Origin of the sequence: Candidatus Schmidhempelia bombi str. Bimp, from assembly GCF_000471645.3 — a bacterium.
GTDB lineage: Bacteria > Pseudomonadota > Gammaproteobacteria > Enterobacterales > Orbaceae > Utexia > Utexia bombi.
The window spans coordinates 1-14,213 of record NZ_AWGA01000059.1 but is presented as its reverse complement, the minus strand read 5'-3'; the positions used below and the strand labels follow the sequence as shown (position 1 = coordinate 14,213).

Here is a 14,213-nt window from a genome sequence, read left to right as displayed (position 1 = left end):
AATATGAGCAATGTCATGGATAATATCATTCTTGACTTACAAATTGTAACCAAAGACCAACAAAATCTACCGACAGAACAACAACTAGAAAAATGGTTAAAAGTCATTTTATCAAAGTTTCAAGATCAAGCCGAATTAACTATTCGTATTGTCGATGCAGAGGAAAGTCAATACTTAAATAATACTTATCGCCACAAGAATAAACCCACCAATGTATTATCATTTCCTTTTGAATCACCTATTGATATTGATGTACCTTTGTTAGGTGATTTAGTTATTTGCAAAAGTGTGGTTGAAAAAGAAGCATTAGAACAACAAAAAACCTTACAATCACATTGGGCACACATGATCGTTCATGGATGTTTACATCTACTAGGCTATGATCATATAACTGACAACGAAGCAAACGAAATGGAATCAATTGAGATTGAGATTATGCACCACCTTGGTTTTGATAACCCTTATCAAGAACGAGTTTAAATAATTATCTTTCGATTTATACAGTAAGGAAATAAATAATTATGAATGATGACAATCATCGGCGATTAAAAAAGAAAGGGCTTAAGTTAAAAATTGGCGACCTATTTAAACAAGATCCAGAGACACTTGAAGATTTAAGCTCATTTATCAATCTGACTGAACAGAAAAAAATAATCGATTCAGATACGCGTGATATGTTAGATGGGGTACTTGATATCGCTGAACAACGTGTACGAGATGTTATGGTTCCTCGATCACAAATAGTGACACTAGATAAAAATCAAACATTGGATCAATGTTTGAACATTATTTTACAGTATGGTCATTCCAGATACCCTGTTATTAGCGAAGATAGAGATCATATTTTAGGCATTCTATTAGCAAAAGATCTGCTTAATTATATGCGTCAAAATACACAAGCTTTTTGTATTGAAGATATGTTACGTAAAGCGGTGGTCGTACCTGAAAGCAAGCGTGTCGATCAAATGTTGAAAGAATTTCGTTCTCAACGTTACCACATGGCCATTGTTATTGATGAATTTGGTGGTGTTTCGGGCCTAGTCACCATTGAAGATATACTTGAACTAATTGTCGGTGATATTGAAGATGAATATGACGAGATCGAAGATCAAGATATTCGCCATTTAAATACAAATACATATACGATTCGAGCATTAACGCCAATTGAAGAATTTAATGACATCTTTAATACACAATTAAATGATAATGATGTGGATACTATTGGTGGACTAGTAATGCAATACTTTGGGCGATTGCCTACCAAAGGGGAGATGGTTAATATTAATAATTATAACTTCAAAGTTACTGCTGTGGATAAAAGGCGTATTATACAACTACAAGTTACCACACCTGATAATGTACCTATACCTAATTTAGAGATGGATTGATATGCTAAACAAAGTAATATTGGCTATTTTATTCGGTGCTATTGCGGTTTTTGCTTTCTCCCCTTTTAATATTTGGTTATTAGCTTTTGTCAGTTATGCAGGTCTGTTAGGTTTAATCGTCCGATTATCGACGCGACAAGCGCTCTTTATTACCTTTTGTTGGGCGTTTAGTTTCTTTTTAGCTGGTACCCACTGGATTTACGTTAGCATTCAACAATATGGAGAATTACCTCTTCCAATCGCTATAATTATCTTGGTGCTATTATTTAGTTATTTATCGATTTATCCCATGCTATTCACCTTTTTGGTCAAAAGGTGGACGCAATCTTACTCCTTTATTCAATTAGTGATTGCGGCCCCCGCCATATGGCAATTAACGGAATTTTTGAGAGGATGGGTTTTTACAGGATTTTCATGGTTACAGTTAGGTTATAGTCAATTTAATTCTCCCCTTAACATTTATCTTCCTTTGTTTGGCGTGAATTTTCTTAATTTACTTATTCCTGTTATTTGTGGAGTAGCTGTTTATCTATACTATCAGTACAAAAATATAAATAAAAAACAACGCTATATTATCCTTGCATGTAGTGCTAGTTTTGCAATTACAACTTGGTGTTTATCTATCCCTAATTGGGTTAAAGTGGATGATTCACGTCATGCCAACATTGCCTTAATCCAAGGTAATATTGAACAATCATTAAAATGGGATCGGAATCAGCTAATCAACACGCTAGCCAATTATCAGCGACTGACACAACAAGCGACTAAAACAGCGAATATCATTATCTGGCCCGAAGCGGCTATAACTGATGCAGAAATGAATCAACAAGCGTATCTACAAAAATTAGATCACGACGCACGGCAAACAGAATCAAATATTGCGGTAGGAATCATTGATGCACATTTGGTTGCACAAGACTATCAAGTACTCAATTCTCTCGTTGTCTTAGGAAATAATGAACCTTACCTCTATCCAACCCAAAATCGTTATAGTAAACACCATTTGGTACCCTTTGGTGAATTTATTCCCCTTGCTTGGCTGCTAAACCCTATTGCCAATTTACTTAATATACCGATGTCATCTATGACACAAGGTGAATATATTCAACCATCGTTAGTGATGAAAGGCTTTAAATTTACGACCGCTATCTGCTATGAAATCACACAGTCCCAACAAGTTTGGGATAATTTTCACCAAGATACTGATTTTTTATTAACGGTCTCTAATGATGCTTGGTTTGGTAACAGCATTGGTCCTTGGCAACATTTGCAAATGGCGCAAACCAGAGCGAGGGAATTAGGACGCCCTTTACTACGTAGCACCAATAATGGGATAACCGCTGTCACTGATCAATATGGTAATATCATAAAAAAATTACCTCAATTTCAACAAGCAATCTTAACGATAAATATCTCGCCAACGATAGGCGCAACGCCTTACAGTGTCTGGGGGAATGCCCCTTACTGGTTAATTGTTGCTTCGTTATTGATGTTAATAGCATTATATAATTACAAAAAATACTAGAAATGGCATGTATTTTGCATTATCTTAATAAGCTATTAATTGTTTAAATAGCTTATGCCATCAAAATAGATTCAAAAGATCATTATTGCTTTATTTTAGTGCTTTTGGTTTATTTTGGTGCAAAGCAAGAAACTATACTATAAAAGGAGTTTGAAGATGACACTATCTAAAATGAGATATTTTAATAAACATCTATGCAAACTAGCTTTATCTACGGCTATGTTTGGATTGCTTAATGGTTCGGTAATTGCAGCTGAATTAACAGGAACCTTAGCCAAAATCAAACGAGATGGAGTCGTTGTTGTTGGCCATCGTGAATCATCGGTGCCATTTTCTTATTATGATAAACAACAAAATATCATTGGCTATTCACAAGATTATTCAAATCTCATTATTGAAGCCATTAAAAATGAACTTGGTATGCCTGATTTAAAAGTTAAATATCTACCTGTCACATCCCAAAACCGTATTCCTTTATTACAAAATGGTAGTTATGACTTTGAATGTGGCTCTACAACTAATTTAACCTCACGCCAAGAACAGGTTGCTTTTTCTAATACAATATTTATTACCAGTTCACGTTTATTAGTAAAAGAAAATAGTGGTATTAAAGACATTGATGATGTAAAAGGCAAAAATGTGGTTGTGACTGCAGGTACCATCACCGAAGTTGCCCTTAACAAACTAAACAGTGAAAAGAATTTAGGTATTCGTATAATTACACCAAAAGATCATGGTGATGCCTTTAGAACGTTAGAGAGTGGACGAGCGGTGGCATTTCTTTTAGATGATGCCTTACTTGCTGGTGAACGTTCACGAGCGAAGAAGCCTGAACAATGGATCATTGTTGGCTCACCTATTACTAATGATGCCTATGGTTGTATGCTACGTAAAGATGATCCACAATTAAAAACGTTAATGGATAAAACCATTGCTGAGGCGCAAACCTCAGGCGCAGCTGAACAATCCTATAATCGCTGGTTTAAACAACCTATTCCGCCTAAAAATTTGAATTTAAATTTTGATTTATCACCTGAAATGAAAGCATTATTTGCTTCACCAAATGATAAACCACTAAATTAAGCTAAAAATAAATTAGTAAGTTAATAAGCATATTATATATCTATAATATGCTTATATTGATGGAGTACATATGCATATAGCATGGAACTGGGGTATCTTTTTTCAACCCGCACCATTTGGCGACACCACGTATTTAGGCTGGTTATGGTCAGGATTTCTCATGACTATTTTTCTTTCAATATCGGCTGGCGTTATTGCATTTATTGTTGGTTCGTTCTTCGGTATTTTGCGGACATTACCCAACCGTTTTTTTTCTATCATAGGCACGGCTTATGTTGAAATCTTTAGAAATATACCGTTGATCATTCATTTATTTGTTTGGGTGTATGTTATACCTGAAATATTACCAGAATCAATGAAAGAATGGTTATTTGATCTTGAGCCTTCGTTTTTCATTTTTTTAATGGCAACGATTGCCTTAGGATTATTTACGGGTGCACGTATTTGCGAACAATTGCGTACAGCGATACAATCGTTACCAGCAGGACAAAAAAATGCTGGGATAGCTTTAGGGCTTACACTTAGACAAATATACCTGTATATATTGCTACCAAATGCTTATCGACGTGTTTTACCGCCATTAACATCTGAAATGCTTAATATGGTAAAAAATTCAGCGGTTGCTTCTACTATCGGTATAGTTGAACTATCTAAACAAGCAAGCCAATTACTTGAACATGCTAGTACACCTTATGAATCATTTATAGCAGTGACTATCGGTTATATTATTATCAATATTTGTGTGATGAAAACAATGCAATATATTGAAAAACGAACCCGTTTACCTGGTTCATTAGGAGGTAAATAAGATGGAATTTGATTGGAGTGGAATTATTCCTAATCTACCTTATATTTTAAAAGGGATGAAGATTACACTACAGATTACCGTTGTTGCCGTTATTTTTGGCATAATATGGGGAACAGTGCTGGCAGTTATGCGTCTTTCTTCCATAAAAATTATTAGTTGGTTAGCAAAAGCTTATGTAAATACTTTTAGGACCATCCCATTAGTTATGGTGCTATTGTGGTTTTATCTATTAGTTCCGCAAATTTTGTCTAATATCTTTCATTTACCGGCCAGTACAGATATTCGATTAATATCAGCTATCGTTGCCTTTTCGCTTTTCGAAGCGGCTTATTATTCTGAAATTATGCGCGCGGGTATTCAAAGTATCTCTAAAGGACAGCTCAATGCGGCATTAGCGCTGGGAATGACAAAGATTCAAGGAATGTACTTAGTTGTACTACCACAAGCATTCCGAATCATGGCTCCGCTACTATTAACACAAGGTATTATTTTATTCCAAGACACAACATTAGTTTATGTTTTAAGTCTATTTGATTTCTTCTACCAAAGCGTAGAAATTGTAGGTAAACGTGACGGTACTTATGTTGAGATGATATTGTTTGCTGCGTGTGTTTATTTCATTATTTGTTTCGCAGCATCAAGTTTAGTTAATTATATTAAAAGTAGGATAGCTTAAATGATTTCCTTAAGAAATATTTCAAAATGGTATGGCGAATTTCAAGTATTGAAAGATTGTACCACCCACGTCGGTAAAGGTGAAGTTGTGGTTGTTTGTGGTCCATCAGGATCGGGTAAATCAACATTGATTAAAACAGTGAATGCATTAGAACCGATCCAACAAGGTACTATTATTGTCGATAATGTTAATGTGACGAATAAAGCAACAAACTTGGCAAAATTACGCTCTAAAGTTGGCATGGTATTTCAACATTTTGAACTTTTTCCCCATTTATCTATTGTCAAAAATTTGACACTGGCCCAAGTGAAAGTATTAAAACGTGATGAAGAAGAAGCAACAAAAAAAGCACTTACTTTATTAGATCGCGTGGGTTTATTAGCTCATGCACAAAAATTTCCAGGTCAGTTATCAGGTGGTCAACAACAGCGAGTTGCTATAGCTCGTGCACTTTGTATGGATCCAGTTGTAATGTTATTTGATGAACCTACGTCAGCACTTGATCCAGAAATGGTCAATGAAGTGTTAGATGTCATGGTTGAATTAGCTTATGAAGGTATGACAATGATGGTTGTTACTCATGAAATGGGGTTTGCTCGTAAAGTAGCAAACCGTATTCTATTTATGGATGAGGGCACTATTATTGAGGATACCACAAAAGAACAATTTTTCACTAATCCACAATCAGATCGAGCTAAAGACTTCCTAGCAAAAATTATTCATTAATTAGATGAATTCACAGTAAAATTATTAGTTATCGATTAGATCTGAAAATCTCTCATTAATTTTGACTTAGTGAGAGATTTTTTATTTGAAACAATCTTATCGAATTTTAATTAAATGAGAATTTGAGAAAAGACTCAATATAATCATGGCTTATGATAACCAATATTAACACTAGAAGAATTAACTAATTCAATACGCTTACAGTAATAATCATTAATGCCCTAAAATATAAATGATGTTCATTATTATGTCATCGTTAACTTTAATTAATTACGCTCCCTATTAAATGGGCGATATTTTTTATTCTTTATAAAGTTAAGATTAAATCACAAATAAAATGCATAGGAGTTTTATGTCGTACTTTTCAATGAAACGATCCTTGATTTATATATTGGTAAATTTTATAACCTTATCAAGGTTTGAGATATCTTAACTGCACTTAGATAATTATTTATTTTCTTCGTAAAGTTAATTAGCTAATTAGTTTTTAAAATTATTTTCATAATAAATAAAACAGGCTCAATATGAGCCCATTATTAAAATTGAAAATAGGTAAATTAACGCTATAAATATATCACCATAGAGTAAATCAACCTAAAATTATTTTTCACTGCCATATTTATAACCGTATTGATAGTAGTCTCCTGGTTTTTTCAAAACGCCATTAAAAATGACACCTTTAATCTCGATATCATTTTGTTCAAATCGCTGTAAACCAAATTCAAGTTCTTTGACAGTATTTTTGCCGTAACCAACAACCATCATGATAGTTCCCGAATAGCGTCCTATAATACAAGCATCAGTCACTGCTAACACAGGTGGGGTATCCACTAAAACGATGTCATATTTACGACTAGCCCATTCTAGCAACTCTGCTAATCGTGAATGCATTAAAAGTTCTGATGGATTAGGTGGATTACTCCCTCTTGGAATAAAGTCAACGTTACTATTTAATGGTGTTTTATGTATTACTTTATCTAAATGGCTACGACCGCATAAATAACCAGATAAGCCAGGACTTTTACCATCGACTTTTAATAATTCATGTAAATAGCCTTTGCGCATATCGGCATCAATCAGCAATACCTTTTTATCGCTATCAGCAATAATCATAGCTAAATTAGCAGTAATAAATGTTTTACCTATCTCAGGTGAACACCCAGAAATGGCTAAAACATTATTTTTTTCCTCCATCATGGCAAAATGTAAACTAGTACGTAAACTTCTTAATGCCTCTACAGACAAATCAGTTGGGCAGTTTACTGAAACTAATTGTTCAGATCGTATAAGTGTTTTCTTATTATGACGTCCGATTTTACGCTTTAATATGCTATCTTGCTTTACCTGCCAGTCTGATAAAGGAATACTCGCATAAACATTAACACCTAGTTCTTCAATCTGCTCTACGCGTTCGATCGTACGTCGGGACAATGTTTTGGCAATGATAAGGCCTGAAGATCCCAATAAACCTGATAGAAAAGCAGCAAGTACCAATAATGTTTTTGCCGGTTTAACGGGTTTAAGTTGGGTGACCGCGTTATCGATTATACGAACATTACCTACGGTACTCGCTTGTGCAATACTTAATTCCTGTTGCTTATTTAATAATTGCATGTAAACTTCATTATTTGCTTGTACATCGCGAGTTAAACGTAAAATTTCCTGTTGAGTTTGAGGTAAAAAGCTAATTTTATCCCCAATTTTTTCTTTTTCTTTTAAAAGGGTTTGCCGTTTCTCCAATAACGCACGATAAGAAGGATGCTCTTTTGTATACAATTTAGAAACTTCAGCTTCTTTAAAGGTTAATTGATTAAGTTGTGTTTCTAATGATACCGATAAGTCTAAAATTGATTTAGCTTCTAATGAAAGATCGATAGAATCATTAGCTTGTCGATAATTATTTAGCTTATTTTCAGACTCATCTAATTCTAGACGAATTCGAGGCAGTTGTTCTCTTAAGAAGATTAAACTTTTTGCGGCTTCTTCCGATTTACGTTCAACATTCTGTTCTAAATAATTTTTACTAATCTGATCAAGTATCTGACGTATAGCGACAGGATCCTCACCGGTTAGACTTAATTCCAGCATTCCACTGTCTTTTCCTTTATCCACTACAAAGAGATTTTTAGCTATATCATCAATAATTTTTAATTCAGATAATTTAATAATTTCGAACTTACTTCCCGCTTTCGCATCAATATCACTAACTAACAAGGAAATACCATTTTCTGAAATAAACTCACCTACTTTTCCTTCTAAAATTTTATGATCATCTTTAGTCAGAATATAACTAGTATCATCTAAAATTTTAAGTATAAACGGTTTATCTTTCCACTTTTCAGGCACACTAAGACGTGTTAAAGCAATTCTATCCGTATTATTTCTTGTTAATCTTGCCCATCCTTTGCCAAAGATAGGAAAAAAGGCTTCTTCAATATGATTATCTAAATTAAGATCATGAACAGTTTTACCGAGAATCATGCGTGAACGAATAATTTCTATTTCGGTGGTTGACTGTAATTTAGCGCCAGAGATAACACTTGTTATATCATTAAGTAATGAACCACCGCTTTTTTGTTCAACTTGTATTAATGCGTCAGCTTTATATATTGGCGTCGCAAACATAACATAAAGTATGCCAAATAATGTTAGGATAATAGTAAATCCTAAAATGAACTTGTAATGATGAAGTAATGTATTAAATAAACTGACTAAATCCAATTCATCATGTGATTTGACACTACTTTTTTTTATTTCCGTTGACATCAAAATAACCTTATATTTACTATCTTTTTAAAGCTTTTTAGACCAGAGGTGCGATGATTGTTGTAGCAATGAATAAGCATATTCAAACGCTTTTTTATCCTGACGATAGGGGTCAGGAATTTCCTGTCTATTCAACCAATGTCCAAATAACATTACTTTTCCTCTGACCTCGGGTGCAATACGACAAACACCATCAATATGCCTGTTTTCCATAACTAAAATCAAATCATGATTCATACATAACTCCCTTGTCAATTGTTGCGCTTTGTGACCTTCCAAAGATATCCCATATTTTTCTGCCACTTCAACTGACTTTGGATCAGCTGGCTGACCCACGAGTGCACCTAACCCAGCCGAAGTAATCCGTTTATCACTGTAGATTTCCTTTAATAATCGCTCACCTATCGGTGAGCGACAAATATTTCCTACACAAACAACCAATATTGAATTAAACATACTGACTAATTACTCCAACGATGAATAAATCGTATCGTTTCAGTTAAATCATGCGTACCACTGATGGTAGGAATAAGTTTCATTACTGTACGATTCCAACGCTCAATAGGTGCTGTTGTTACATATACAACATCATAGGGTCGTAACTGAAAATCAGTTGCCAAAACTAATGATGTCGCATCTTTCATATTCAATTGATAAATATTAGCAATTTTGTTACTTCGCTTCTGATTAGAAGCATCCTGAGGTATTGATCGAATAACAAAAACACCAGAAGCATCACTAGTAAGCTGATTAAGACCTTGTGCATTACCTAATGCTTCGGCTAAGGTCATTCCTGAACGATCCATGACTAATGTTGATTGCTTGATGACTTCCCCCATCACAAATACTTTTTGAGTATCATTAGTAGGTATATGTAATATATCTCCTTTAGTTAATAATCTGTTCTGAGTTAAATCGCCATACTGCATTAATCCTTGTAGAGAAATATGCTCTTTTTTACCCTTATGGGTCAAAACCACATTATGCCAATCAGCTTTATTCGTCAAACCACCCGCAGCATTGATGGCATCTAAAATCGTTAATGGAATATTCGTTATCGCTTGTTTACCTGAGCGCGCAACTTCACCTGTAACATAAATTTTCTGAGAGTTAAACGCTGAAATACTGACATCAACCTGCGGTGATTCGATATAGGTAGCCAAGCGAACAGAAATGATATTACGTACTTGCTCAATCGTTTTCCCAATAACTTTTACTTTTCCTATATAAGGGTAATAGATAGTACCATCTGCATGTACCCAGTTACCAGCTTCACTCGCGCTCCGGTATGAACCAGCTGGAATAGTTAGTTCAGGATGATCCCATACGGTTACATTTAATACATCACCAATACCAATAACATATTGGTAATGACTAATTTGTTTATCTAAATGTTGATTAATTTTCGAACTAGTTGGAAAATAGTGTAATTGACTAACCAAACTAGGTGTAATCGGATATATTTCAACCAATTTATTGATATCATAATGGTTATCGGTAAGTGGTGCTACACGTTTCCCGTAAGTGGATAAGTTTGACCCCGTTAAAGAACAACCAGTAAAGAGAAGCGTACTTAGCATCACTGAAACTACTTTTACTCTTTTTATTGCTAAAATCATTATCCAATCCATTTTTATATAAAATTTTTCGTATAATATCATCCAAAATAAAATGAAGAAATACCTATTATAGAAATAGTATAAAACTCTTGGTAACTGATAAGAATTCGATCATAAGTTGATGAATTTAATTAAAAATAGTATTAATTCTAATATTACAGTTAAGGTTTTAAGTGAACTAATTTTTACCAATTAACTTGCTAAACTTAATACAGATAAGATAAGTGGACTCAATTTTGATTTAAAACCTATGATAATAAAATAATCCACACTTCAACCATGTTTTTTCCTCTGTTTAAATCGCATAGGCTACACGAATAACGCCCATTTTATAAGATCATTGTTATTGATAAACAAAAGGGTAATAACAATAGCAAAATATATTTCAAAAAAAAGTAAAATGCAGTTTTACAAATGCGTTTAAAAAACAGATGGGGACGCTGTGTCAAAATAGCAAAAAATAAACGGATATTGTTAGTGAGTACGACCTCACTAATTCCGTATTAGATAGATGGATAAAGCAATATCAGACCAAAGGCGATTTTACCACTCAGGAAAATCGTAAATACTAAACAAATGAGCCTATAGTACTACGCAAAGCAGATAAACGTTTATTAATGACAAATGAGACCCTAAAACAAGCCGCATTGATAATAGAACAAAAATCAAATTAATTGCATAGATTCAACATCGATATCCCTATGCAGTTAATGTCAAATTGACCAAATTATACAAGAAAATAGTTAGGTTTTCAGGATACAGCTGTAAAAAATCTTGTCTTGATTCATATCTAGTCCGTACAATCAAATCAACCAAGATCTCTTTCTTTGATTAAACTAAATAGGTACTGCCGTTTCTCAAGTATTTACTTCTGCTTTCACTCCCAGAACAAGGGAAATTCAATAATGAAGCTCAATTCTTTCTATTTTTTTACAATGTATGGTGTAAAAATATAAAACCTAATAGGCAATTTATTTTTTTTGATTATTTGAAAAATCTAAAGTAAATAAATTATCTATATCGTTTTGATAGTTTCTATGTAATAGCTCTAATTCTTTTTTTAAAGTTTTTTTCTTAATTTTATTTTTTATTTTTTTGATAAAGCCTTCTTTTAATACTGGTTTGTTATTATATGAGTTATGAGTTGAACCAAAAAGTTGTTTTGCATAAACTTTATCATTCCCACTGTAAACTATCCCAGTATAGTGAATAGGTATCAAATAATGAGATGGAAAAATAACTAAATCCGGATTATATTTTTCTATCATTTTAGAAACAAAAAGGTTTCCAGTTGTTATCCATGGCTCATAAAGATCATGTGGAGATAATTTTGATAATTCTTCGATTAGAAATCCGACAAAATCATTACCAGGTTCACAAGCCTGTATTGGAGAAACCAATTTACCTCTTATAAATTCGTTTTCATAAACAGTATATGCACATTTTTTTGTAAATAGTTCATCTGTGTTATGATAGCAAATTGAATCAGCACCTATCATAAGACCGCCAAACTTATATAAAATTTCATACCTCATTAAATCTGCAACGCCTGCATATTTGCCACGTCTCATGTATTCATTTATTAGCTTTCTATTTTTAAAATCATAATTTTCTAAAAATTCATTATCATATAATGTGTAATTCCATTCTGGATGTTTTTCGATCCACGTTTTCATCCATTTTTTTGGCGCTGGACGGGGACCAATCCATATATGAGATAGTTCTTTAGGTATTTCAATTTTCAATATTTACGCCTTTTTTTAAAAAAATATACAATAATTACACTATCATATATTAAATAATTAATCAACATTTATATACATCATCATAATTTACAGCTTAATACATGATAAAATTTTTCATCTTCAATAGGAGTGCCAATTTATTTAAATCATCAGCTTTAATGCTAATCTCAGCGCGAGTTGGATAGACTACACTAATGAGTACCTGTTTAATAAGGTCATTGTTATAATAAATAAAAAAGCAAGAAGGGGTCAACAATGACAAATCACCTCTCAAGAATAGAAAAACGCAGTTTTACTAACGAATTAAAAAAACAGATGGTGATGCTATATCAAAATAGCAAAAAACGAGCAGATATTGTTGCTGAGTATGACCTAACTCAATCCGTATTGGATAGATAGATAAAGCAATATCAAAGCTCTGGCGAGTTTACCGCACAAGCAAATCGGAGCGCTCAAGAAAATGAGCTTATAACCCTACCTAAAGAGAATAAGCGTTTGTAAATGGAAAATGACATCCTAAAGCAAACTGCGTTGATAATAGGATGAAAATCAAGTTAATCACCGAGAATTAATATCGATATAGCCTATGTGCATTATGTTGATGTTTAGAAGTACCAAGAAATCGATTTTATTATCAACCACAATTAATCCACAAAAAACAGATAAAACGCTTAGCGTAAAACTTAGGCTGATATTTAACGACAACTATCAAGCCTATGGAGCAAGAAGGCTACAGGTAGTGCTTAGAAAGCAAGACCTACTCTTATCAAGACGCCGAATTGCTCGTATCATGAAAGAAAAGGAGGTTGTTACCAAAATATACCTATAAAATATCGTGCTGATACAGAGAAAAGCAACAAATCAATAGTTAGTAATCTGCTTAATCGTGATTTTACGGTAAGACAACAACAAAAAGTGTTTGTGTCTAATTTAACTTATGTGAAAGTAAAGCAACACTGGCATTACCTCTGTGTAATTGTTGACGTGATTAATTGGATAATCATGAGAAGAAGTCATTGAAAACATAAAAATACTCGACTTGTTATGGATGCTAGCAGTCACATACTCATTAACTTAAATTTAGTTGAATTATTTCATTGAGATAGAGCAAAAGCGTTTGATAACCATTTACTCGATGAGTGTTTAAACGAATTTGGTATTCAGCGTTCATTAAGACATAAGGGGAGTCCCTACGATAATGCCATTACTAAAGTGGATTTAAAACGGTGAAAACTGAATTTGTGCTAAATACGATTTTTGATTCACTTGAACGGATTAGATTGAAATTTAATCACTATTTGGATTGGTTTAATGACAATAGGCTTCATTCCTCTTTAAATTACCAGATATCTATGAAATATAAAAAGAATCTATAGCCTTATTTTTTGGTACTAAAAAGTATGGAAGTTCCAATAAGTGAGCCTTCAATAGAGAGTTGTAAATTATCCCAAAGAATAAACTTTCATTTTTACGATTAGCGATAAACTTGGGCTAGTTGTCACGTTGAGTTTGGAATACAACTTTTTATTTTGAAAAATGGGGTGTTAGGAAAAATAAGAAATACGCTTGGTTAAATTTATTCTCAGAATGAAATTTCATAACAGAATTATATTTACTTCATAAAACCTAATACTAACAGATAAGTACAAAATGCATTAAAAGAACTTGTTGAATTTGAATTGATTAATGGCGCACCCGAAGGGATTCGAACCCCTGACCGCTCGGTTCGAAGCCGAGTGCTCTATCCAGCTGAGCTACGGATGCGTACTTTGACAACTTTCAAGAAAGGTGGTGCATCCGAGAGGATTCGAACCTCTGACCGCCCGGTTCGTAGCCGGGTACTCTATCCAGCTGAGCTACGGATGCATCGTCATTTA

14 protein-coding genes and 2 tRNA genes are annotated in these 14,213 nt (G+C 33.5%); 10 read left to right on the top strand and 6 right to left on the bottom strand.

What is annotated here, in order from left to right; translation table 11 throughout:
- The first annotated feature begins 15 nt into the window (after nt 1–15).
- From ybeY to O970_RS06000, 7 genes are all read left to right on the top strand, one after another.
- On the top strand, nt 16–480 hold the full coding sequence (gene ybeY, locus O970_RS06030) for an rRNA maturation RNase YbeY (protein WP_024496232.1): 465 nt from the start codon (nt 16–18) through the stop codon (nt 478–480).
- 41 nt (nt 481–521) lie between these two features.
- Nucleotides 522–1,388 (top strand): CNNM family magnesium/cobalt transport protein CorC, encoded by an 867-nt coding sequence (gene corC / locus O970_RS06025; RefSeq protein WP_024496231.1) that lies wholly within the window; start codon nt 522–524, stop codon nt 1,386–1,388.
- Nucleotide 1,389: 1 nt separating this feature from the next.
- The gene (gene lnt, locus O970_RS06020; protein ID WP_024496230.1) at nt 1,390–2,913 is read left to right on the top strand and encodes an apolipoprotein N-acyltransferase; all 1,524 of its coding nucleotides are present in this window, start codon (nt 1,390–1,392) and stop codon (nt 2,911–2,913) included.
- A gap of 156 nt (nt 2,914–3,069) precedes the next feature.
- Nucleotides 3,070–3,996 (top strand): glutamate/aspartate ABC transporter substrate-binding protein, encoded by a 927-nt coding sequence (locus O970_RS06015; protein WP_024496229.1) that lies wholly within the window; start codon nt 3,070–3,072, stop codon nt 3,994–3,996.
- A gap of 70 nt (nt 3,997–4,066) precedes the next feature.
- A complete protein-coding gene (locus O970_RS06010; protein WP_024496228.1) occupies nt 4,067–4,804 on the top strand; it encodes an amino acid ABC transporter permease in 738 nt (245 codons plus the stop codon).
- Between the two features lies 1 nt (nt 4,805).
- Nucleotides 4,806–5,480: a glutamate/aspartate ABC transporter permease GltK gene (gene gltK, locus O970_RS06005; protein ID WP_024496227.1), complete on the top strand. Its 675-nt coding sequence runs from the start codon at nt 4,806–4,808 to the stop codon at nt 5,478–5,480.
- Nucleotides 5,481–6,206: an amino acid ABC transporter ATP-binding protein gene (locus O970_RS06000; protein ID WP_024496226.1), complete on the top strand. Its 726-nt coding sequence runs from the start codon at nt 5,481–5,483 to the stop codon at nt 6,204–6,206.
- Between the two features lie 600 nt (nt 6,207–6,806).
- Here the strand turns inward: O970_RS06000 and O970_RS05995 are convergent.
- The 4 genes from O970_RS05995 to O970_RS05980 form a co-directional block, all read right to left on the bottom strand.
- Nucleotides 6,807–8,972 (bottom strand): polysaccharide biosynthesis tyrosine autokinase, encoded by a 2,166-nt coding sequence (locus tag O970_RS05995; protein WP_024496225.1) that lies wholly within the window; start codon nt 8,970–8,972, stop codon nt 6,807–6,809.
- 27 nt (nt 8,973–8,999) lie between these two features.
- Entirely contained in the window at nt 9,000–9,428 is a 429-nt protein-coding gene (locus O970_RS05990; protein WP_024496224.1) for an arsenate reductase/protein-tyrosine-phosphatase family protein, read from the bottom strand.
- A 5-nt stretch (nt 9,429–9,433) separates the two neighbouring features.
- A complete protein-coding gene (locus O970_RS05985) occupies nt 9,434–10,591 on the bottom strand; it encodes a polysaccharide export protein (RefSeq protein ID WP_036562838.1) in 1,158 nt (385 codons plus the stop codon).
- A gap of 971 nt (nt 10,592–11,562) precedes the next feature.
- The gene (locus tag O970_RS05980) at nt 11,563–12,336 is read right to left on the bottom strand and encodes a glycosyltransferase family 32 protein (RefSeq protein WP_024496222.1); all 774 of its coding nucleotides are present in this window, start codon (nt 12,334–12,336) and stop codon (nt 11,563–11,565) included.
- A 255-nt stretch (nt 12,337–12,591) separates the two neighbouring features.
- Between O970_RS05980 and O970_RS09880 the strand changes: the two genes are divergently transcribed.
- The 3 genes from O970_RS09880 to O970_RS10295 all read left to right on the top strand — a co-directional run bounded on the left by O970_RS09880 (nt 12,592) and on the right by O970_RS10295 (nt 13,712).
- Nucleotides 12,592–12,735, top strand: coding sequence for a hypothetical protein (locus O970_RS09880; RefSeq protein ID WP_166667087.1), 144 nt, complete (start codon nt 12,592–12,594; stop codon nt 12,733–12,735).
- Nucleotides 12,736–12,922: 187 nt separating this feature from the next.
- Complete coding sequence (locus tag O970_RS10300; protein ID WP_081685273.1) at nt 12,923–13,165, top strand: IS3 family transposase; 243 nt, start codon at nt 12,923–12,925, stop codon at nt 13,163–13,165.
- 397 nt (nt 13,166–13,562) lie between these two features.
- Nucleotides 13,563–13,712, top strand: a complete 150-nt coding sequence (locus O970_RS10295; RefSeq protein WP_081685272.1) for an IS3 family transposase — start codon at nt 13,563–13,565, stop codon at nt 13,710–13,712.
- A 311-nt stretch (nt 13,713–14,023) separates the two neighbouring features.
- Here O970_RS10295 and O970_RS05965 read toward each other — a convergent pair.
- Together O970_RS05965 and O970_RS05960 are read right to left on the bottom strand one after the other, a co-directional pair.
- Nucleotides 14,024–14,100, bottom strand: a tRNA-Arg gene (locus O970_RS05965).
- Nucleotides 14,101–14,125: 25 nt separating this feature from the next.
- A tRNA-Arg gene (locus O970_RS05960) sits at nt 14,126–14,202 on the bottom strand.
- Nucleotides 14,203–14,213 lie beyond the last annotated feature (11 nt).